Source organism: Echinicola rosea (assembly GCF_005281475.1).
GTDB classification, from domain to species: Bacteria; Bacteroidota; Bacteroidia; order Cytophagales; family Cyclobacteriaceae; genus Echinicola; species Echinicola rosea.
In genome coordinates, this window is sequence record NZ_CP040106.1 from 5,960,757 (window position 1) to 5,983,274 (window position 22,518).

Sequence of the window (22,518 nt, forward strand, 5' to 3'; positions counted from 1 at the left end):
TGTTGATTGTGATGAGAAGTTAACCATTATCAATTCTTCGATTGCGAGAAATCACCAAAGTACTGCCAATATTTACCAATTTTGGCAAAAATTAGCATTTTGGAATTATGACCAAAAGGATTAAAAAACAGTGTTATAATTGTGCAATAACAATTTACAACCTGGGTTCGACTTATCTTAAGTCTTAAAATTGTAATAGCCGATGTAGGAAAAACACCGTTGTTCCGACAGCAATGCTGCGAAACCACTAGTGTTAATTCGACGCTTAAATGACGGGTAAGGCGGTAGCGGATTTTGGACGAGATCAAGGCACAAAAAACACCCCTATCCGTAGCTACGGAAGTCTTTTTGTAACGCAGGAATAGTTCAAAAGATGCACCGGATTCCACGTAAGTTTAGGCCGGCCTGCCGGCAAAGGCAGGTTTGACTTGACACCAGCATGGAGTTTTTAAATCTGTAGAGGGCATAGGAAGCCTTCGGGGCTACGCCCGACGTCCTGTTTTTTATTTGTTGTTCTTTTTTTACGGCTTTAAAGCATGATTCAACCCGATCCTACAATACTCCGGGAATCAAACTTCCCAGATGCGAGCCAAACGCCAAGATCAAACAAGAGATCACTGCCCCAATGCTAATGGCTATAAATGAAGATGCTCGCGGCAACTTAAAAATATAGGCCGCAATGGTTCCCATATATACTCCTGTAAAAGGCAGCGGTATCATCACAAACATCATCAAGCCCCAAAAGCCATATTTTTGGATCTTATCACCTACACCACTCTTGGCACGGCGCATCAGTTTTACCGACTGGCTTTTGTACATGCGGTATTTCCAAAGACGATTATTAAAATTGTCAATCAAAAACATCATGATGGGAAATACCAATAAATTGGCAATAAGGCCTACCCCAAGAGCCGTCACTGGGTGGAGGCCATTCAGGACTCCATAAGGAATCCCCACCCTGGATTCACCAAAGGGAGATATGCTGAGTAAAAAAGTATGGATTATTATATTAATCATTTGTCGTTAACGTAAATCGTAAGAAATTCTTCACCACTCCTCTATCGTTCCCTGCCATCACTAGTAGGCACTAACAAAATTAGAAGTGGAAATACATGTATTTTGTAGATAAAAGGGTATATAAACTTAAGAAACGGGAGGAGCCCGTCCAGAAAAATGGGTTACCGTCACCGGCCTCAATGACACTTTTCTTACGGTCTTATAGGTCGTATTAAAAGTTTGCTGTGCTAATTTGAAATCGACAGACTGCAGGAAAAATGTTTTGCCCGGGTGCTGCTCGTTATCGCCCAAGCTATATTGTTCACCCGCTGCCCTTGTCTGAACATAACTTCCTGCAATGACAGCATTATCACCATTTGCTCTCAGGACGGTATTCTTCACTGCTTTGGCCACAGAGACCTCCTCCATTTCCCCCATGAAAATGGTGAATGCCACTAGGCAAAATAGAAAGAAAACGATCTTGGAGCATTTATTCATTGCCGCGAATGTAGGGAATTTTTAACCGAATTTGACATAAAAGTCAAAAACCATATACGGAAAAAGTTATTTCAAGTTTGATGCCAAAAGAAAAAAAACACGACACCATGACCACTTTTTATTTAGCAACCTTCCAAAAAAGCAAAACCATTCGGTATTACAATAGATTTACCGAATGGTTTTGAAGTTATAATTTGCGCTTGTTTTAGGACAATGCTTCCTTGCGAACGTTTTCCACTTCATCTGGCGCTATAGGCAGTGGAGTACCGAGTAGGTCTGCACCTTTGTCAGTGATCACCAAATCCTCCTCGACACGGATTCCTCCAAAGTCACGGTAAGTATCCAGTTTATCGTAATGGATAAAATCTTTAAACTTACCCTCAGCCTTGTACATATCAATGAGTTCAGGAATGATATAAATCCCCGGCTCTACCGTAATGACATTGCCAGTTTCAAGTTCTTTTCCTAACCGAAGTGATTTCAGGCCAAATTCCGTGGATTTTTTAAGCGATGCTGTATAGCCTACATATTGCTCGCCTAAGTTTTCCATATCGTGAACATCCAGTCCCATCATATGGCCCAAACCGCACTGGAAGAACATGGTATGCGCACCAGCAGCCACTGCATCCTTTGCATTTCCCTTCATTAGGCCGGCACCTTTGAGGCCTTCCACCAACGTTTCTGCAGCCAGCAAATGAACATCTAGAAAACGCTTGCCCGGACGAAGGGATTCCACTGCTGCGCGGTGTGCATTATACACGATTTCGTATAGCTCCCTTTGTCGTGCATCAAACTTAGCACTTACTGGAAAGGTCCTGGTCATATCGCCCGCGTAAAACTCGGTGGATTCTGCTCCAGAGTCAAACAACATGATATCTCCTTCCTTCAGCGTATTCCCATAATAATGATTGTGCAAGGTCTGCCCATTGATCGTCGCAATCGGAGGAAATGCAAGCGAGGCATTATACGACCTGGCCACGCTCGTAGCCACGGCTACCAATTCATATTCCTTCATTCCAGCCCTAGCCGCTTTCATCACTGCAAGATGAACGGCAGAAGTCCTGCTCACGGCTTCATCCATTTCGGCCAGCTCCTCTGATGACTTGATATTTCGCTGATTGGCCACTGCCTGAATAAACTTCTCTGAAGGCATGCCTTCTATCTCCTCTACGGTTTTGCCCAGCAATTCGCGAAGCTTCAGTACATGTTCTCCCCTGTATGGAGGAAGAATATGACAATCTCCTTTGATAATATCAGACAACTTTTTCAATGACGCGGTATTCTCCACCCCCACTTGTTCGCCCAGTTCGGCGACAGTAGGTTGAGGTCCAGTCCATACGATATCGTCTATTTCGTAATCGTTTCCAAAAATATAGTCTTTACCGCCATCACAATCAATCACGCCAACGAGGCCAGGCAGCGAAATCCCAAAATAATAGAGAAAGGTACTGTCCTGTCTGTACGGGTACCAATTGTGTTTGAAATTGACACTGGCTTCATCGTTCCCTAAAAACAACAACTGGCCACTGCCCATTTTAGCTCTAAGCTTGGCCCTTCTTTCTATATAAATCTCTTTATTGAACATTATAAGTGGGTCGTTTAAAATAAGTAAACCACAAATGTCCGAAAGTATTTTGGGCAAACAAAGAAAGATCCTTGATATTGGTGACTAGCCCGTAAGGCTCCGCATTGGCTCATGGATTATTTGACAGCCAGATGGAGGATGGCCTGGCAGTTTGCTTTGCCATGAAATTAAAATGAGAAGTCATACTGCACCCTCACTCGCCAATCATTTGCTTCCCGGTTTTGGGACATTTGGTCAAAATCAAAATAAGACACGTCAGCAGTTAGCTTATTGAGGTGGCCATTAAAGAAACAATTAAACGCCAAGGTGTATTCTTCTTCGCTGTTGTTTGGCAGGCTAAGTTCCGGTTGATAATGGGCATACCTGGAAGCCACTTCAAATAAGGGCTTGCCCGCAGCGGCATCTTGATGATTTAAAATATAGCCACCTTGCACATAGAAACCAGACAAATGTCCAGCTTCAGGTCCATAATTGTCATTTATCCGCTTTCTGTGATACTCGCTTTGCCAGCTAAATGATTTATACTGAAAGGCAGTTTCCACTACCCACTGGTCCACCTGATACTGGCCAGGGGCTCCACCTTGATAGCCTATCAATTCCCCTCCACCGCTGGATGAAAAACGGGTATATGGGCTGGTATTGGTAGCTCCCGCAAGGGCTATTGAAGCCTGGGGCAATACTTGGTGCTTTAGGTCGGAGCCGGAAATGGCTACCCCATCGCCAAGGAAATTCCAAAATACCTTCCCGACGTACATGAGCTTTTTATCATCATTTTCCCTTGCTTCCCGACCCATACCTGTCAGTATCGAAAAGTGGTAATTGAAGTCAGCCAATCCCCCTTCATCTATCCTTCCGTACACTGAAACACCCTGCTGGCGATCGATGGTAAAAGGCCTATTGATAAGGGAACGCTCCAGCATTTGCTGTTTCCCACTGCTGATGGATCGCTCACGAGTATACTCTACTTTCCATTGGCCTGCCTTAAAACTTAACCACGGCCATTTCTCGACCATTACCCTGAAGTCCAAAAGCCTGCTGGCACCAAGCTCATATTCAAAGTAATATTTTAACCAAGGCTGGTATGCATGCCCTCCTACTTTTAGCCTGGCCCGATTGATCTTGAACACATGTTGGTCTGGTGCATGATAATCATCAAAATTCAACGGGTCCTGATCAGAAGAATAGGCATACCGAAATTGCAACCTACCGGCAATTTGAAGTTGAAATTTATTTCCCGGAGTGGTAAATTGGAATCCCTTAGAAGTGTGCCTGATATCCACACTTGCCGAATCTGTTGATGCGGTCTGGGCATGGGTAGTCACAGCAAACGACAGCCACACACAGACAGCAACACACAGTTTGCCCATGTCCATAAAGCGGTTTTATTTTTTTTGTAAATTTAAGTATTTGGAACATTTAAATCGATCCGGCTCCTTGCATTTCCAGATCAAATAAATGTTAAGCTTTCCGTGAAGGCCTTTCACTGAAATCGGCTGCAAAATTAACGGTTCGTCGAATAGCCTGCACAAAAGCAATATTACCTTTTTGTTAATATTGGTATAATCAAGATAACATATAAGTAACCGTTTTCAAAGGATCACCCCGCTGGCACGGTTTTTACATCCCTTCAAGCATAAAAAAAAGAAAACTATTGACTGATCTACCCCTGCCTTCGTTTCGGTAAGCCAAATGCCAGACGATCCATACCCACATACTGATGGCAGATCAAGCGATACCACCAAAACCCTACCGCTATCATCTATTACTAACGGTATTGCTGCTGAGTTTCACCTTTTTTTTTATCTTTGTCATGTGAAAAACAAAACCATTTCCTTAACAAAATCTACACAACATGCCCGAGGTTAAACTCTTTGCCGGAACCAACACAAAAAAACTGGCAGATTCCATTGCAGGAAATTACGGACAAGAATTAGGAGCCATGACCCTCTCCAAATTCAGCGATGGGGAAATGTCTCCCAGCTTTGACGAGTCCGTCAGGGGATGCCACGTGTTTTTGATTCAGTCCACCAATCCAAATGCGGACAATCTTCTAGAGCTTTGCCTCATGATCGATGCCGCCAAAAGAGCAAGTGCCTATAAGGTCTGTGCCGTAGTACCCTATTATGGATATGCCCGCCAGGACCGAAAAGACCGTCCTCGTGTATCCATAGCAGCCAAGCTAATAGCCAACATGATCATGTCTGCCGGTGCCGACAGAATCATGACCTGTGACTTACATGCTGGACAAATCCAAGGTTTTTTTGATATTCCTTTGGATCATTTGAATGGTTCCGCTATCTTTGTGCCCTATTTGAAAAGCCTGGATTTGGGCGACAACCTGATTTTTGCTTCCCCGGACGTCGGAGGAGTAAGCAGGGCAAGGGCTTACGCCAAGCATTTCGAAGTGGATATGGTGGTCTGCGACAAACATCGTAAGCGTGCCAACGAAGTGGCTTCCATGCAAGTGATCGGCGACGTAGAAGGGAAAGATGTAGTTTTGGTCGATGATTTGGTGGATACTGCAGGCACCATGTGCAAGGCCGCAGAAATACTCCTTGACAAAGGAGCCAATTCTGTCAGGGCGATCGCAACACACGGCGTCTTGTCTGGAAAGGCATATGAGAATATTGAAAATTCCAAATTGTCAGAACTGGTCATCACCGATACCATTCCGATCAAAAAAGAGTCTTCAAAGATCAAAGTCCTTACCGTAGCAGAGTTGTTCGCCAAGGCCATCCATGCAGTGACCGGAAATGATTCGATCAGTGCTTTATTTGTATAGCAATTCTTATTTATCACATATTTAATATATTAAAACTATGAAATCGTTAGAGATTATAGGGTTTAAAAGAGCAAATCTCGACAGTCCTTCCATTTCGGAAATCCGAGAAGAAGGAAATGTACCTTGCGTGGTTTACGGACCAGGGATCAAAGAACAAATTCACTTCTATGCTCCAGCTATCCTGTTCAGACCACTGCTTTTCACTCCTGAAGTGCACATGGTAGAATTGAACATTGAAGGCACCAAAATCAAAACCATCCTTCGTGAGACGCAATTCCACCCTGTAAGTGACGTACTTCTTCATGCTGACTTCTTGGCTTACAGTGACAAGAAGCCTATCACAATGGACATTCCTGTGGACATCAAAGGCTCTGCTCCTGGTATCCTAAAAGGTGGTAAACTGGAAATGAAAACCAGATCACTTACCGTTAAAGGCCTTGCCAAAGACCTTCCTGACAGCATCCCTGTTTACATTTCTAACCTTGAACTAGGAAAGTCTGTAAAAGTTCACGAAGTAAAAGCAGAAGGTTATGAAATCATGACCAACCCTAGTGTATCTATCGCTACCATTGGTATTCCAAGAGCACTTAGAGGTAAGAAAAATGCTGAAGAAGAGGAAGAAGCATAAGCCATTCCCGCTTCTAAAAGATAAATACCCAATCCTGTCAACATCCACATGTTGGCAGGATTTTTATTTTCGCTGAATGCCTAACGTAAAGACACCATGAAGTACCTTATCATTGGACTTGGGAACATCGGCCCAGAATATGAACTCACCCGGCATAACATTGGATTTTTGACATTGGACAGGTTTGCAGATCAAGAAAATGCACCTTGGAAAAGCAACCGCCTTGCCTTTACCTCAACGGTCAAATACAAAGGACGGACGCTCCACCTCATCAAACCGACTACTTATATGAACCTTAGTGGCAAAGCGATGAACTACTGGATGAAAGAGCTTAAGGTCCCCAAAGAAAACACGCTGGTGATCGTCGATGATGTCGCCCTGCCCTTTGGCAAGCTCCGACTAAGGGCCAAAGGATCCTCAGCAGGCCATAATGGACTAAAAAACATCGAAGCCATGACAGGTGGTCAAAATTATCCCAGGCTACGTTTTGGTATCGGCGATGATTTCCCAAAAGGAAAGCAAATAGACTATGTCCTGGGCAATTGGAGCCAACAGGAAATTGACGAGCTGCCCCTGTTTATGGACAAATCGATAGAAATCATCAAAGGGTTTTGCACCATTGGGATCAATATGACCATGAGCCAGTTTAATGATTAGCTTCCTTGCTTATAGTTCGCAGCCACTAGTCAACGACATCATTTCTTTGGGTCGTAAAAAGCACTCCCTAAAAATGCTCCAACAATCCAATCCTAAAACCTTCTAAACTCTCCCACACCATGAAAAGCATCAATTTAGGCCTCCAAATCGTCCCAAAAAGTACTGTATTGGACACCTATAGCCTAGTGGACAAAGCCATTGAAGTCATTCAGTCCTCAGGTGTAAAATATGAAGTCACTCCGTTTGAGACAGTAATGGAAGGACCGGAAGACCTTCTGATGGAAATATGCCGAAAAGCTCAGCAAGCGGTCTTGGATGCCGGAGCTGAAGAAATACTAGTGTACTACCGAATGCAAATCCGAAAATCCGGTGATGTCACCATGGGCGAAAAAACCGATAAACATCGCCAGTAACCCCTCTGACATTCTCCAAGACAGGCTGTCCCCCAACGAAATACCATCGTACTTCACCTCTTATTAGCGGTACCCTCCCACCAACATATCCCTGATACGCCGACAAACAGCATCGACAAAGCACTTTCGAGCCGAATATTTTTTCACTATTATTTGTTTTTTTTACTACTAACAAAATAATATTTACCATAAATCCATTTTTGCGTACATATGCGTAGGTAGCAAAAAGGGGCGTGGCACTAAAGTTGATATATTTGACCCAAAATTATATCGAAAAACACGCATACCTGTACCCGGCCGACCAGTTGTGTTCATGTGAAAAGAAACAACCTTCTTTTCAGTACAAACCAATTTCTTTAGACATTATACTAATCACTTCGAGATTATGAAGAATTTTACTACGTTACTTCTACTGGGAGTTCTATGCTCAATCCAAATGGTAGAGGCCCAAATCAAATCCGTACATTACGATGTGGTACGCAATCAAATCAATGAGGGGAATCCGCTTCCTTCGGAGGAGATATTCTATATCAAGGGAATCATTCCAGAGGGAATTTCATACATCGAGAGTAAAGTATATCAATCCTCAAAAAGCATCCACAAAGCTGAAACCTACACATGGAAGCAGCCCTTCAATTTCCAAGTCAATCAATATAAAATCTTAGTCGCGGATCCACTAAGGAGCAGTGAAAAGTACACCATTGAGCTGCATTATTACCAACGTGCTGACCAACAACAAATGGAAGAACTAAAAGCTTCCATCAACCACAACCTGGCCGCATATATCCAAGCAAACCTTGAAATATCCAAGGGAAAGATCCACGCTTATAACAGCAATAAGGTAATGCTTGCCCAATTGGATAAAATCGTCTCAGATGGGATCAAAAATTACAGCCATTTCATCCATCAGGACTTCAGCGGCTTCAGTGACATCGTCAAACAGAAGCTTGAGCAACGGGAAGAAATAAAACTTAAAAAAGCCAAATTCAATCTCTTGGGGAGAAAAAAAGATAGGGAGGACAACGAACGCACCGTATATGCCCATCAATACATCGACGAGCTTATTGCGCTTTTGCAAAACGAGGCCGACCAATACCTGTCCGACAACATGTTTGCCCTAGTGGACATCAGGTCTGTAGATGCCTACCCCACCGAGAAAAAACCATCCAGCATTCCACTTAACTTCGGATATGGCGGATTTGCCATGAAAAGGTTATTCCCGAGTACCGAGTATTTTAACGGCATGTACGCCGGTGTTTCTGTCCCACTGGGAAACAAAGCATTCACTAAGTTCCTTGGCAATGCCTCTTTTTCAGCTGGCGTGTTCCTACAAAACTTTGAGGCTCAAAATGGCACCAAAATCTCAGGACCTATTGTAAACCTTCCTATTTATGCAGGGTTGGGCTATAAGGTCTTTCGAGTCTTCCGCTTCAACGCCGGCTTGGTAGCGGTAACTACCGAAACGCCCGGCGTATCAAATGACAACTTCAATCTGCAGCCTTATGCTGGCTTTAGCTTGGAATTCAATATCTGGTTGGGACTGAACAACAAATAATCCAAAGCCACTATGAAACGAATTATATTAGTACTGTTTATCCTCTTGGCAGGCCGCTTTCTGCATGCCCAACAGGTAAACTATAACTGGCGAATAGGGGTCAGCGGTGGCTTTACGAATTACTATGGCGACCTTAGCCCCTATCCTGTAGAGGGCATCGGTGACTTCTCCAATGCCCTGAAACTCTTCACCTATAACGAAAATTACACATCAGACTATTCCGGACAGCTTTCGCTGGAAAGGAGGCTCACGCCCACTACTGGACTTAAGGTACATTACGGTCAGTATCATTTTGGTATGAGCGACCGTTATATGACACCCAGTGGAAAAATAGTGAAAGACAGCCCACATTTTGACCGTGCACTGAACTTTCAAAACTCCATGGAAGATGTGGGAATATCCTTGGTCTTGAAAGCGGACAACGGCAAACTCCTGTCAGAAAAATCCTTTATCGCCCCCTACCTTACCTTGGGTGGTGGATGGATGTGGTATGAGGTAAAGGGTGACCTCCTGGATGCCGATGGCAACCGATATGATTACAGCACTTCTCCCGTCATGCGGGACGGGACGTACGAGACTGTCCTATCTAGCTTTGAAACGGAAGCCAATGGCTTATATGAAACCCAAGGACTCTATGCATCCCTAGGAATTGGGTTTAGGGTAAGATTGGGAAATAAACTGGAGCTGTTTGCACAAAGCACCTTTAACCACACCTTCACCGATTACCTGGACGATGTCAGTGGTCTGTATAAGCAGGATTATCCCCGTGACTTTGAGGCCTATGCAGCCAAACCGGGAACAAACGCTGTCAATACAGAGACTCCTTACAGGGGCAATAAAAACAATGATAAGGACTGGTTTATCTATCATGGCGCCGGCATTAAGTTCAGTTTCGGATCTGCAAAGAGTCATTTCAGAGCTCCAAAAGTAACTTCATCATACAACACGACGCCACCACCGGTAGTTACCAGCCAGAAAGTACAAGAGCAAGCTCCCACCAAAACAGAAGCTCCACCCCAACCCAAAGAATACGAAAAAACCCCTAATCAGGGAGGTCCATCGGTGGTCAACAACTATTATTTCCTCAATTGGGGAACACCTCCGTACTGGGGGCAATTAAAGCGACAAATAGCCACGCTGTCAGTGGATCTAGAGATTATGGACCAGCAGCGGTTGCTGGACAGTGTACATCATGAAAAGTCAATTGTAGAAACTAAATTAAGCGCTTATGAGCTTGATTCTGCTCAAATCCAATCAGACAGCACCATGACTGAAGTGGAAAAGGTAAAGGCACTGAAGGAATTGGAATACTACCAAAGTCAAGACATGGCAAAAAAAGACAGCCTTGAAAACCAAGCCAGTACAATCCGAAAAAAAATCAATGAACTCGAGCAGCAAAAAGAAGGTATTGGTTTGGGAGTTGCCAGCGATTCCTTGGCTTACCATGATTACCTAGCAACTCTTGCTTCCCAAAGAGGCTACCTACCTGAAAGTAGAAATTCATATATGATGATGCAGCCGCCCGCTCAGCCTGATAGCACAGCTTCATTCACCCCTCAACCATCCGACCAAGATGGCTATATACCAATGGCTTCTACCAAGACGATGGAAACGGAAGAAATTGCTGAAGAGGAAGAAAATGAGGAATCCATCGCTACTACTTCAACTCCCGAAACACAGTATGTATATATCCAGCCTAGTGATGCATCGCAAACCGCAACCACTGTACAAGCACCTGCTCCGGCAGTGGCATACCAAGAGGAAAAGAAGAAAAGAAGTTGGATTCCAATCCCCATCATTTTTGGTGGAAACAAAAACAAGGATAAAAAAAAGGCCAAAAACGCTAATAAAAACGGTGATGACTCAGCTGAATTATCTCCAGACCTGACATCATCTGTCTCTCCCTGGTATGAAAACATCTCAGAAGAGGAATATCAAAAGTATTACCTGCCAGCAGCAGCCCTGGGGATGACCACTGCAGGCATCTTCATTGCGGCGGACAGTCAGGGGGCCGTCGATACTGCTGCAACCACTTCCCCTGAGAAAACCGCCAACATGGCTTCTGCTGTTACAACTGTCCCTCAAAAAGAGACGAGTCGTGTGGACACCATTTATATCAAAGGAAAGGACACCACCAAACTGTTTTCCTCACAGACAGCCGTGTACTTTGAACTAAATCAAAAAACAGTGAGCGAGACTGAAAAAAGAAAACTGGAAAGCGTAGTTGACTACCTAAACACCAATCCAGAAAGCAAAATCAACCTGGAAGGCTATGCTGACAATACAGGTAATATCACTTATAATCTCCAACTAATCAAAGAACGTACCCAGGCGGTTAAAGATATTTTGATCGAGGAATTTGATATTAGCCCTGACAGGATAAACACCCATACGGGTGGACAGATTTTACGAACGCCCACCAAAAAGGAGCCTAATCGCTCTGACAGAAAAGTAGAAGTGTCGCTTATTTCCGAATAAGCAGTTAGTGGTTGACCGGAGCCTTCTTTATGAAAGAGGCTCCGGTTTTTTTGATTACATCAAAAGGCTGTCCTTCCCTGATTAGTGTTTACCGGATTAATATTAACCTGAGCTCGACTTATTTTTAGTATAAAAAGCGTCATTGCCTACCCTTTTTAGGAGAATGTGGGTTGGAAAAGGGTGTGGCAACTCGCCGCGGCGAGCTGCCACGGCTTCCACCCGCTCAGACCTACCGCTAAGCCTCGCAGTGACGGTTTTATAATCGAACTGAGGTTATTGGTATTCATTAATAAATTTGGCAATAACTGGGAAGGTTACAAATCCGGAACTGCTTAATTGAGTCAGAGACGCAAAACATGCCCGTGCTGAGGCGGAGCCCCAGCACAACGCGGAACCAGGCACAATCCAGCATTTGTAAAATCTTTTCTCTTTTCTCTTGGCGCTCATGTCTAACTTATTGATCCTTGCATCCAGCGACATGATCCCAACTGTTCTCGCACCTCGGGTCAATATCCATACTTTTTGCCCCACAATCGCTGGAGATTTTTACGCAGGTCATGTTCACGCGCATTCCTGCCCGGTTCATAGAGCTTCTTGCCCTTCAGCTTATCCGGCATAAACTCCTCCTCCACAAAACTCCCTGGATAATCATGGGCATATTTATATCCCTTACCGTAATTGAGGTCTTTCATCAGTTTGGTCGGGGCGTTTCGGAGGTGGATGGGAACCGGAAGATCTCCCTCTTGACGGACAATGGCCTGGGCTTCGTTGATGGCCAAATAGCTGGCGTTGCTTTTGGCCGAACTGGCCAAGTAGGTCACACATTGCGAAAGAATAATCCTCGCTTCAGGATATCCGATGATTTTCACCGCATCAAAACACTGTGTAGCCAACAAAAGCGCATTTGGATTGGCATTTCCGATATCCTCCGAAGCCAGAATTACCAACCTTCTGGCAATGAATTTCACATCCTCGCCTCCCTCAATCATCCGTGCCAGCCAGTACACCGCAGCATTGGGATCAGACCCCCTGATGGATTTTATAAAAGCTGAAATGATATCATAGTGCTGCTCGCCAGACTTGTCATACATGGCCACCTTCTGCTGAGCTATCTCCGTTACCTTTTCATTGGTAATGACAATGGGGTCATCTGGAATAGCATTTACCACTATCTCAAAAAGGTTCAGCAGTTTCCTTCCGTCACCTCCCGAAAGGCGTAAAAGTGCCTCAGACTCCTTCAATTCGATATTTTTGGTTTTTATCAGCACATCCTTTTCCATCGCTTGGTGGACCATGGCCTCCAAACTCTCTTTTTCCAAGTGATTCAGTGTAAACACCTGACACCTGGAAAGCAATGCGGCATTGACCTCAAAGGAAGGATTTTCGGTGGTCGCCCCGATCAAGCGGATATGCCCTTTTTCCACAGCCCCTAAAAGCGCATCTTGCTGGCTTTTGTTAAATCGGTGGATCTCGTCGATAAACAAAACCACACCTTGCTGAAACCGGGCTTTTTCGATCACTTGCCGAATATCCTTCACACCTGAGCTAATGGCACTTAGGGTATAAAAGGGAGCCTTCACCTCATTGGCGATGATATTGGCGATTGTCGTTTTCCCTACCCCGGGTGGTCCCCAAAGAATCAACGAAGGCACCGTGCCTGACCTGATCGCCCGGTGCAAAAACGTCCCCTCCTTGCTCAAGTGTTCCTGACCTATCAATTCTTCCAGCTTTGCCGGCCTCATCCGCTCTGCTAGTGGCTCCTGACTCATATAATTGGTAATTAGATTCCTTTGCTATTAGTTACTGACAGATGATTTCATCTCTTATGTGCCAAAACTGTAAATACGATTATCGACCGCCAATGTTGGACAGCTAACAGTGATCATCGACATTCGTTTAGCTTTTCTTTCATCATTTCCAGCTGATCATCCGTAAGGCCCAAGTGCGTTACAAATCGCAGCATATTCTTTCCAAACTGGACTGCCTTTATGCCTTTTTGATCGAGTTTTGCCAGCATTTCTTGCGTACTGATCCCTTCCAGCCTGACAATGACAATATTCGTTGGCACCGGAAATACCTCCACCACATAGGAATGGGTGCTCAGGACATCGGCTACTGCTTTGGCACGTCTGTGATCATCCACCAAGCGGTCCACATGATGCTCTAACGCGTATATGCCCGCTGCAGCCATAAACCCTATTTGCCTCATTCCTCCGCCCATCGATTTCCGGATCCTTCTGGCTTGGTGAATTGTCGCCTTGTCTCCTATCAGCACAGACCCAACAGGGCAGCCCAACCCCTTGCTCAGGCAAACAGATATCGTGTCAAAAACATTTCCCCAATCTTTAGCTTTTTCCCCAGTGGCCGCGAGCGCATTAAAAATCCGCGCGCCGTCCAGATGAAACTTCAGCTGATGCTTTTGGCAAACCTGCTGGATAGCTTTTACCTCCTCAAGGGTATATACACTGCCTCCACCCTTGTTCATGGTATTTTCTAGGGATACAAGTGTCGTCATCGGCGCATGCACATCATCTGGCTGCACCGCTGCCTCTACTTCGCCTGCTGACAATTTCCCATAATCCCCTTCCAAAAGGCGTACTGAAGCCATCGCATTGGCCATGATGCCGCCTCCTTCGTAAAGGTAAATATGGGAATCCTTGTGACAGATCACTTCCTTGTGCTGTCCTGCGTGAAGTTTTATCGCTATTTGGTTGGACATCGTGCCTGATGGGCAGAACATGGCATCGTCCATTCCAAACATATCCGACAGTTTCCTTTCCAAAAGCCGAACTGTAGGGTCTTCTCCAAGGACATCATCCCCTACTTCGGCGCTCCACATTGCCTCCAACATCCCTTTTGTGGGTTTGGTCACCGTATCGCTTCTAAGGTCTATGATCATGGCTATTCCCTGATTATTTTTGCAGCTTCTATTGGCCGATCGGTCGCCAGTATGTCAGCTCCGTTTTTTACAAATTCACTATAAAGATGGTCTCCTCTGGCAGCGGCACTTTGGTCCAAATTCCCCAAGGTACCTAAGATGGTGCACACTCCCTGCTCATGAAGTTTTTCATTAAACTTGGAATTCCTTTCGGAAACGCCCGTAAAGGCCAGAACATTCTCCTTGGGGATACCGGTTGCCAAAAACCTGTCCCACTCTGCTTCATTTCTCAAGGTCACGGACAGCATCAGCTCCGAATCCATACTGTACAGTTTTTTGGCTGCTGCCAAGCTGTACGTAATCAGCACAACATGCGCTTCCGAAGTAGTCGCTTCAATTGCTTCAAGCACCATCTCATAAGGCACATTGGACTTGATATCCAAGGTGAGCACAGCTTTCCCTTTTGCCCACTCCAAGACTTCTCGAAGTGTAGGCACTTTAAATTCCGTGGTATTCCCTGAAGCATCTTCCAAATAAAAGGTCTTTAATGTCCCATAGGTCAAATCCCCAACTTTACCAGTTCCTGATGTTGTCCTGTCCACTGTATTGTCATGCATCATGACCAGCACCGAATCCTTGGTCATCGAAATGTCACATTCTATGAGCGCAGGGGTATGCTGCAATACATACTCAAAGGTCTCAATGGCATTTTCGGGATAACCGGGATAGCTTCCCCCTCGGTGGGCACTGACCATAGGAGACCAATCGGCATCTTTGGTAAAAAAAGCCTTGGTGTCTGAAACATTCTCAAAAGACAGATAATGCTCTCGGCTAGCCCCTCTAGAAGAAGGATCACTACACCCAAAGGCCAGGCTCAGGGACCATAAGTAAATTGCTGCCAAAAATTGCTTTTGCATCGATTAAGGTTTTGATTGTTTTGAATCTTTAAATTTTAACCCGAGAGCACCTCCCTTGGCTTTTTTCAGCACCTCTTCCATGCCACTCAGTTCAATGCTAAGTGCCTTAGTGGATAAGTTGATCTCCCAAAGGGATATCCCCAAGGAAACCAAAAGTGCCAACATACTCATCATAAAGGTCACATTGGCTGCTGTATCAAATTTTCTATAGATCAAAAACATGCAAACCACACATATCAGAAAACTGATTACCCCAAAAATCTGCATGTATTTGATCATGATCATTCGTTTGCGGAGGTTCTGAAGCTGCCCGAGGAGCTGCATATCATCAGGATGTTCGCGATAGCGTTCATTCAGCCCCCTGATCAAGCTGGCCATCGCCAAAAAACGATTGGTATATGCCAACATCAATAACGTAATGGCCGAAAATAACAATGCTGGGGTGGAGAGTTCAAGTTCCATAAGTAAGTGGATTCAATTGGACTACCTAAATTCAGGAATTTTAGAGGATAATAAAAACCCCGTCAAAAAAATTGACGGGGTTTGTCACAGTTTTATTTTTTATATCACAAGGGATTTACTTTACACGACTTCACCGATTACGACAAGGTTTTCCAAAGTCGGTGCTTCGCTTCCCCCTTTAGGCTCGATGGTGATGGCAAAGGCTCCAGCACTAGCAGCTGCTTCCATTTGCTGTAAGGTCAGTGTCTCGCCTGGCTTCACGATACCAATCCCTACCGGACCATCGTCACCGATTGCCCAAAGCTGGTAATCTTGGCCCTCATCCAATGAAGCTAATTGGTTCACTGAAACGAACACATTTTGTGATCCTTTATCCCAGAAGACATCCACCCTTGCATTTTTCTGCAATTCAAAGGACTCTCCTAGCATTGGCACGCGCTCATAATCACCGGACAGCAAGGTCTCAAATTGCTCATCCAGCTCATTGTAGCGGGCTTGGTTTACATCCAACTCTTGTGACAAGACATTTCGCTCTTCCAGTAGAGCGGTAAAACGCTCTTCCACATCATAATACTGAACAGCAAAATATACCGCAGCCAGAATCGCCAAAAAGGCCACGATGGAAGATGCCACGGCAAACTGCTTCCACGGCTGTAAAACCACTTGCTTTGCCACAGGGGGAGTGCTTGCTGCAGGTTCTATTTCTTCTTCAAAGTCCATTGAAAGGCTGTCAAAAATCTTGCCCTTCACCGCTTCCGATGGCTTGACTCCTGTCTTGTCATCAAAAGCAAACATGGCATCCTCGATTTCCTCAAGCTCTCTTTTGATTTCAGGATACTTTTTGGAAAGCGCAATAACCTCCTCGCACTCTCTGTCGCTGAGTTCTCCCAGCACAAAGAGCTCCAACTTACCTGACGCTATGTAAGACTGAATATCCACTAAATTCTATTAATATTCTTTTTCAATACTCCTAAGGCCGCACGTATCCTGGATTTCACTGTTCCCAGTGGAATTTCAAATTCTTCGGAAATCTCGGAATGGGTGTAGCCTTTAAAATAAATACATTCAACCACGAATCGTTGTTCCTCATTTAATGTGGTAATGAGTTCCTTTACGCCGATTGCATCTACAGCTTCTGTAGTTCCCGACGCTCCTTCCAATCCATATACGTAGTTATCTATCGTATTGGTCTTACTGTCTTTGGAAAATTCTTTGGAGCGTGTTTTGTCGATGGCTGCATTTCTGCAAACGTTGGCCATCCAGGTGTAGAGTCTCCCTTTGGATTCATCATAGCTTTCGATGCGCCTGATGATTTTCACAAAAGCATCATGAAAGACTTCCTCTGCAATGTCGTGGTCTTTGATTACACGGGATATCACAGCAAATAAAGCCCTGGAATATTTATCATATAAATAGTCCACTATTTGCTTATCCTTAGCTCGTAATCCTTTTATGAGTTGGTCTTCTTGCAAAAGTTGCCGAGGTTATTTATTATTTTTTTGTCCCTTAAAAAAAGAAACACGAGATGTATAACCATCTCGTGCTCTAATATAAGGATATATTTACCAATTTTACAAATGAATTACCTCATCATACGCTGCAGCTGCTGCTTCCATCACTGCTTCTGACATGGTCGGGTGCGGATGAACGGTCTTAATCAGCTCATGACCAGTAGTTTCCAGCTTTCTGACAGCTACAATCTCTGCAATCATTTCTGTCACATTGGCACCTATCATGTGCGCACCAAGTAATTCCCCGTACTTGGCATCAAACACCAACTTCACAAAGCCATCTGAGGCTCCGGCCGCTTTGGCTTTTCCGGAAGCAGAGAAAGGGAATTTACCTACCTTCAGTTCGTAACCAGCCTCTTTGGCCTTCTCCTCCGTATAGCCCACCGAAGCAATTTCAGGCACGCAATAGGTACAGCCTGGGATATTGTTGTAATCCAATGGCTCAGGATTATGGCCTGCTATCTTCTCCACGCAGATGATCCCTTCTGCAGAAGCGACGTGCGCCAAGGCCGGTCCAGGGATCACGTCTCCGATAGCATAGTAACCAGGCATATTGGTCTTATAGAATTCATCCACTTTAATGCGGCCTTTATCAACGACGATTCCTACATCTTCCAGCCCACAGTTTTCTACATTGGCGACTACACCAGCTGCAGAAAGCACCACGTCACAATCGATCGTTTCTTCACCTTTTTTGGTTTTGACGGTCACCTTACAGCCGGAGCCTTTGGTATCCACTGAAGTCACCTCAGTACTGGTCATGATGTTCAAGCCAGCTTTTTTGTAGATTCTTTCGAGAGATTTGGAAACCTCCGCATCTTCATTGGGGACAATACGGTCCATAAACTCCACGATGGTCACCTCAGTACCGATCGCCGCATAGAAGTAGGCAAATTCCACTCCGATGGCTCCAGAACCAACCACGACCATCTTCTTTGGTTGCTTTTCCAGGGTCATTGCTTTTCGGTAGCCAATGATCTTCTTGTCATCGATCTTGATGGCAGGAAGCTCCCGGGACCTGGCACCAGTGGCGATGATGATATTATCGGCGCTGTAGGTTGTTTTCTTACCGTCCTTGTCTTCCACCTCGACCTTCTTGCCTGGCTTTACTTTGCCCCAGCCGAGGAGTTGTTCTATCTTGTTTTTCTTTAGAAGAAACTGAATACCCTTGCTCATTCCATCGGCCACTCCCCTGCTTCGCTTCACCATTCCGCCAAAATCAGCCTTGGGATCCTTTACGGTAATGCCGTAGTCCTTTGCATGGTTGATATATTCAAAAACCTGCGCACTTTTCAACAAGGCTTTGGTAGGGATACATCCCCAGTTCAAACAAATACCACCCAATTCGGCGGCTTCTACAACAGCAGTTTTCAGACCCAGTTGGGATGCGCGGATAGCCGCTACATATCCTCCCGGTCCACTACCTACTACAATAACATCAAATTTTGTTGAAGACATATGTGTATGTTTTTAAAATAGCTATTTTAACCTTCGCAAATTTAAACTATTTAGCCACAGAAAAAAATTTGGTTTCCAATATCCTGGCGTGAAACGGCTGAATTACGGCACGGTACGGGACAGTTGCATCTACTGCTGATCAAAAGGAAAAGACTATTGCCAAAGGCTGAAAGGCGAAGGGCTAAAGCCAAATGCTGGACACAAGGACTTTAGCCAATTGGCTTTTGGCATTCGACCTCCTCCCTCACCTACCGCAGAGATCATTTTCTCTATATTAATGGTAGCGGACATGGAGTGCTAAATTTGTTTTTGGGAAATTATCCCTATTTTTGATCCTTCTAAACGATCTAACACTAATATACAATATGGGATTATTAACAGGAAAAACCGCCCTCATAACCGGGGCATCCAAAGGCATCGGAAGAGCAATTGCACTGAAGTATGCCCAAGAAGGTGCCAATGTAGCTTTTACTTTTTTGTCCAGTGTGGAGAAAGGACAAGCCTTGGAAAAAGAACTGGCTGAATTTGGCATCAAAGCCAAAGGATTCCGCTCTGACGCTTCCGACTTCAAGGCGGCAGAAGAACTGGTCAACGAGGTGGTCAAGGAATTTGGCTCTCTGGATGTCTTGATCAACAATGCCGGCGTTACACGTGACAACCTCCTGATGCGCATGAACGAAGAAGCCTGGGACGATGTCATCAACATCAACCTCAAATCCTGCTTCAATACCGTAAAAGCGGCGAACAGGACCATGATGAAGCAAAGAGCAGGGTCCATCATCAACATCACCTCTGTGGTCGGCATCAAAGGAAACGCCGGACAGGCCAACTATGCCGCTTCCAAGGCCGGCATCATCGGTTTTACCAAATCAGTGGCCCTTGAGCTGGGCTCCAGGGGTATCCGTAGCAATGCCGTGGCCCCAGGTTTTATCGAAACGGAAATGACCGAGGTATTGGACGAGAAAACTGTCCAAGGCTGGAGAGATGCCATCCCTATGAAGCGGGGCGGCCAACCAGAAGAAGTGGCCAATGCCTGTGTATTCCTGGGCTCGGACATGAGTTCCTATATCTCTGGACAGGTCATTCAAGTGGATGGTGCCATGCTGACGTAGGAATTGGAAGATTGAAAAATTCATAAATTGAAAAATTAAATGCCCTTGAACCTGTCATGGATAGATTCAAGGGCATTTTTCTTTGCATACTGGATCGCATGGGGTTGTGCAGGGTCTCTGCCCCTGCACTAACCAAAATTTGAGTCTCTGACTCAATACTTTAACCCCTTGGATCGTCCCAAGTCAATTCGATAAAACTCGTATTCATCTTCATCCAACCGCTCCGGTTTATTGATATACAAAAAACCATTCGACACAAACCAGTTTTCAACCTCCTTCTCCCCTTTAAAATCAAAGAAATATTCACCTAAGGGGTCCCATTTCGGGGAAAATACCTGTAAGACATAGTGCTTGATGCGGTCAAATTTGGTCTTTCCTTCTCCCGATTCATTGACCTTACTACCCCGTACAAAAAGGTCATTTTGTCTATCGTACACTACAAAAATATGTTGGGAAGCTTCCTTATGCAATACCCAAGTTGTTGCCCCCTTGCCCACAGGAATACGCTCACTGGGCTTATAATTTAACTCAACACGCGATTTTACGCCCACTTTATCCAATAACTTCACTCCATCCAAGCGATACAAAGTATCCGAATATGGCCAACCTAGATAATAATCTCCCCGCTTAGTATCCAATGCCCCCATCAACCAAGTAGCCGTAATATCCCCTTGAAATGCTTCATTCCCCCCAGGAATAGTGAAATTAGTGTGCCTAACCTCACTAGTTTGGAGATTGATTTGACTCAGCCAATGGGTAAAGTCCAAAGGGAACTCCACCCTGGCCAACCGTGCTTTTTCGTCCCTGAATTTCATGTGATTTTTGGGATCCTGTCCCACCTGCAACCAAGCACCTTTTTTCACCATTAAACCTTTTCTTGAAGACAATGTGACATAGCTCTCTTTTGTGGTCGGCAAGGTAAAATCCACTTCCCATTCCTTAATTTTCTTCCCTTCACTGTTATACAGTCCTACCCGACCAAGACTCCCAACAAGCAATACCTCCAGATTTTCCTTAACATAATAATTTGCTCCCCTACCACCTTTTAAGGCATTGGGACCTTCATAAGGAATAGGAATCTCTTTGATCAATCTAGAAGAGCCCACTTCAAGTATTTTTATAATGAATCCCGTACGATCCGCCATAGGAACAGGATGGACCAACCAATCTTCCCTACCAGTCACCGTACTTAAATGATTAATATAACCAGTGGTCGTATCCACCTTTAATATAAACTCCCCATCCACCAATTCCTCAAGCCTTCCTTGATACACTTCCACCCTTTCTCTTTTTGGGCAAGAGATCAACAAAACCAAAGTACCTAACCAAAATATCTTTTTCACAGCTGCTGATTTTTACCTGAACACAACTAACAAATTAGTCATAAATTCGTATAACTGCAAATCCAACCCCATTGTCCGGATAACTGAAAGTACAGCCAGCATGTCAGCACCCCCTACCTTACCAGCTTTAAAACATTGCAACCTTCAAACAGCTCACAACGTATATCAAAATGATATCACTTTAAAATCATAATAAAATGGAAAAAACAACTAAACCCATTTCCGGATATTTAATGGTACTGGCAGGGCTGCTGCTCGCCATTGGCGCCTTGGCGTCCATCGCCTCGGGAAATGCTATACTGGCCATCATCCTAGGTGTACTCTTCATCTTCGTGACCCCTGGGTTCTTTATCGTCGAACCCAATAAAGCCGTGGTATTACTCCTCTTCGGTGCGTATAAGGGCTCTGTAAAATCCAACGGTTTCTTTTGGGTAAACCCATTTATGAAGAAACAAAAAATCTCCTTGCGTGTCCGGAACTTCGAGAACAAACCCATGAAAGTCAATGATAAAATCGGTAATCCCGTCATGATCGGCACGATCGTCGTTTGGAAAGTAGAGGATTCCTACAAGTCTTTTTTTGATGTGGACGATTATGAAAATTTTGTCCACCTGCAGGCGGATGCGGCAGTCAGGAAAATGGCCGGATTATATCCTTATGATAACTTTGAGGATGAGGATGCAGAAGTGACCCTACGATCAGGTGTAGAAGATGTCAACCAGTCGCTGGAAAAGGAAATCAGCGAACGACTGGAGCACGCAGGGATCAAGGTGATTGAAGCCCGGATCAGCCACTTGGCCTATGCTTCGGAGATTGCCAGTGCCATGCTCCAAAGACAGCAGGCCACGGCTATTGTAGCAGCCAGAAGGCGGATCGTGGACGGTGCAGTGGGCATGGTAGAGATGGCCTTGGATGATTTGAAAATCAAGGAAATCATCGACTTCGACGAAGAGAAAAAAGCCGCCATGGTCAGTAACCTGATGGTGGTGCTCTGCTCGGACAAGAGTGCCAGCCCTGTCCTCAATGTGGGAACCTTGCACCAATAATAGAACAGTAACATGCCAAACAAAAAAGCTTTTGCCCTACGGATCGACGAAAAAATGATGAAGGCAGTGGAAAAATGGGCGGCCGATGAATTTAGGAGCACCAATGGACAATTGGAGTACCTGATCCATGATGCCTTAAAGAAAGCGGGCAGGCTTCCCAAACCCGGCAAAAACCAAAAAGAGGCCGAATAGTCGGCCT

At 44.8% G+C, this 22,518-nt stretch carries 22 protein-coding genes; 9 read left to right on the plus strand and 13 right to left on the minus strand.

Annotated features, from left to right (window positions below):
* Window positions 1–552: 552 nt before the first annotated feature.
* From FDP09_RS23225 to FDP09_RS23240, 4 genes are all read right to left on the minus strand, one after another.
* Window positions 553–1,017, minus strand: coding sequence for a COG2426 family protein (locus FDP09_RS23225; protein WP_137404821.1), 465 nt, complete (start codon window positions 1,015–1,017; stop codon window positions 553–555).
* 126 nt (window positions 1,018–1,143) lie between these two features.
* Window positions 1,144–1,494: a hypothetical protein gene (locus FDP09_RS23230; protein ID WP_137404822.1), complete on the minus strand. Its 351-nt coding sequence runs from the start codon at window positions 1,492–1,494 to the stop codon at window positions 1,144–1,146.
* A gap of 205 nt (window positions 1,495–1,699) precedes the next feature.
* Window positions 1,700–3,079, minus strand: a complete 1,380-nt coding sequence (locus FDP09_RS23235) for an aminopeptidase P family protein (RefSeq protein ID WP_137404823.1) — start codon at window positions 3,077–3,079, stop codon at window positions 1,700–1,702.
* A 167-nt stretch (window positions 3,080–3,246) separates the two neighbouring features.
* Window positions 3,247–4,446 carry an OprO/OprP family phosphate-selective porin gene (locus tag FDP09_RS23240; protein ID WP_229683459.1) on the minus strand — a complete coding sequence of 400 codons (1,200 nt, stop codon included), beginning with the start codon at window positions 4,444–4,446 and terminating at the stop codon, window positions 3,247–3,249.
* Between the two features lie 485 nt (window positions 4,447–4,931).
* Between FDP09_RS23240 and FDP09_RS23245 the strand changes: the two genes are divergently transcribed.
* From FDP09_RS23245 to FDP09_RS23270, 6 genes are all read left to right on the plus strand, one after another.
* Window positions 4,932–5,861 (plus strand): ribose-phosphate pyrophosphokinase, encoded by a 930-nt coding sequence (locus FDP09_RS23245; RefSeq protein WP_137404825.1) that lies wholly within the window; start codon window positions 4,932–4,934, stop codon window positions 5,859–5,861.
* A 37-nt stretch (window positions 5,862–5,898) separates the two neighbouring features.
* Entirely contained in the window at window positions 5,899–6,489 is a 591-nt protein-coding gene (locus FDP09_RS23250) for a 50S ribosomal protein L25/general stress protein Ctc (RefSeq protein WP_137404826.1), read from the plus strand.
* Window positions 6,490–6,585: 96 nt separating this feature from the next.
* The gene (gene pth, locus FDP09_RS23255) at window positions 6,586–7,146 is read left to right on the plus strand and encodes an aminoacyl-tRNA hydrolase (RefSeq protein WP_137404827.1); all 561 of its coding nucleotides are present in this window, start codon (window positions 6,586–6,588) and stop codon (window positions 7,144–7,146) included.
* Between the two features lie 119 nt (window positions 7,147–7,265).
* Window positions 7,266–7,559, plus strand: coding sequence for a thiamine-binding protein (locus FDP09_RS23260; RefSeq protein WP_137404828.1), 294 nt, complete (start codon window positions 7,266–7,268; stop codon window positions 7,557–7,559).
* A 385-nt stretch (window positions 7,560–7,944) separates the two neighbouring features.
* A complete protein-coding gene (locus tag FDP09_RS23265) occupies window positions 7,945–9,114 on the plus strand; it encodes a hypothetical protein (RefSeq protein ID WP_137404829.1) in 1,170 nt (389 codons plus the stop codon).
* Between the two features lie 12 nt (window positions 9,115–9,126).
* Entirely contained in the window at window positions 9,127–11,592 is a 2,466-nt protein-coding gene (locus tag FDP09_RS23270; RefSeq protein ID WP_137404830.1) for an OmpA family protein, read from the plus strand.
* Window positions 11,593–12,098: 506 nt separating this feature from the next.
* Here FDP09_RS23270 and FDP09_RS23275 read toward each other — a convergent pair.
* From FDP09_RS23275 to FDP09_RS23925, 8 genes are all read right to left on the minus strand, one after another.
* Complete coding sequence (locus FDP09_RS23275) at window positions 12,099–13,361, minus strand: replication-associated recombination protein A (RefSeq protein ID WP_137404831.1); 1,263 nt, start codon at window positions 13,359–13,361, stop codon at window positions 12,099–12,101.
* Between the two features lie 113 nt (window positions 13,362–13,474).
* Window positions 13,475–14,491, minus strand: a complete 1,017-nt coding sequence (locus tag FDP09_RS23280) for a threonine aldolase family protein (protein WP_137404832.1) — start codon at window positions 14,489–14,491, stop codon at window positions 13,475–13,477.
* A gap of 2 nt (window positions 14,492–14,493) precedes the next feature.
* The gene (locus tag FDP09_RS23285; RefSeq protein WP_137404833.1) at window positions 14,494–15,387 is read right to left on the minus strand and encodes a glycerophosphodiester phosphodiesterase family protein; all 894 of its coding nucleotides are present in this window, start codon (window positions 15,385–15,387) and stop codon (window positions 14,494–14,496) included.
* A gap of 3 nt (window positions 15,388–15,390) precedes the next feature.
* Window positions 15,391–15,849: a DUF2721 domain-containing protein gene (locus FDP09_RS23290; RefSeq protein ID WP_137404834.1), complete on the minus strand. Its 459-nt coding sequence runs from the start codon at window positions 15,847–15,849 to the stop codon at window positions 15,391–15,393.
* Between the two features lie 120 nt (window positions 15,850–15,969).
* Window positions 15,970–16,788: an anti-sigma factor gene (locus FDP09_RS23295; protein WP_137404835.1), complete on the minus strand. Its 819-nt coding sequence runs from the start codon at window positions 16,786–16,788 to the stop codon at window positions 15,970–15,972.
* Window positions 16,788–17,321, minus strand: a complete 534-nt coding sequence (locus FDP09_RS23300; protein ID WP_137404836.1) for an RNA polymerase sigma factor — start codon at window positions 17,319–17,321, stop codon at window positions 16,788–16,790. Before FDP09_RS23300 ends, FDP09_RS23295 begins: the two co-directional genes overlap by 1 nt.
* 99 nt (window positions 17,322–17,420) lie before the next feature.
* A complete protein-coding gene (lpdA, locus tag FDP09_RS23305; RefSeq protein ID WP_137404837.1) occupies window positions 17,421–18,818 on the minus strand; it encodes a dihydrolipoyl dehydrogenase in 1,398 nt (465 codons plus the stop codon).
* Between the two features lie 153 nt (window positions 18,819–18,971).
* The gene (locus tag FDP09_RS23925) at window positions 18,972–19,109 is read right to left on the minus strand and encodes a hypothetical protein (protein ID WP_187328762.1); all 138 of its coding nucleotides are present in this window, start codon (window positions 19,107–19,109) and stop codon (window positions 18,972–18,974) included.
* 74 nt (window positions 19,110–19,183) lie between these two features.
* Between FDP09_RS23925 and fabG the strand changes: the two genes are divergently transcribed.
* Complete coding sequence (fabG, locus tag FDP09_RS23310) at window positions 19,184–19,930, plus strand: 3-oxoacyl-[acyl-carrier-protein] reductase (protein WP_137404838.1); 747 nt, start codon at window positions 19,184–19,186, stop codon at window positions 19,928–19,930.
* A 152-nt stretch (window positions 19,931–20,082) separates the two neighbouring features.
* Here fabG and FDP09_RS23315 read toward each other — a convergent pair whose 3' ends face one another.
* Window positions 20,083–21,273 (minus strand): hypothetical protein, encoded by a 1,191-nt coding sequence (locus FDP09_RS23315; RefSeq protein WP_137404839.1) that lies wholly within the window; start codon window positions 21,271–21,273, stop codon window positions 20,083–20,085.
* Window positions 21,274–21,470: 197 nt separating this feature from the next.
* Here FDP09_RS23315 and FDP09_RS23320 point away from each other — a divergent pair, with 197 nt between their 5' ends.
* Window positions 21,471–22,319 (plus strand): SPFH domain-containing protein, encoded by an 849-nt coding sequence (locus FDP09_RS23320; RefSeq protein ID WP_137404840.1) that lies wholly within the window; start codon window positions 21,471–21,473, stop codon window positions 22,317–22,319.
* 12 nt (window positions 22,320–22,331) lie between these two features.
* Window positions 22,332–22,511: a hypothetical protein gene (locus FDP09_RS23325; RefSeq protein WP_015268307.1), complete on the plus strand. Its 180-nt coding sequence runs from the start codon at window positions 22,332–22,334 to the stop codon at window positions 22,509–22,511.
* Window positions 22,512–22,518: the final 7 nt, after the last annotated feature.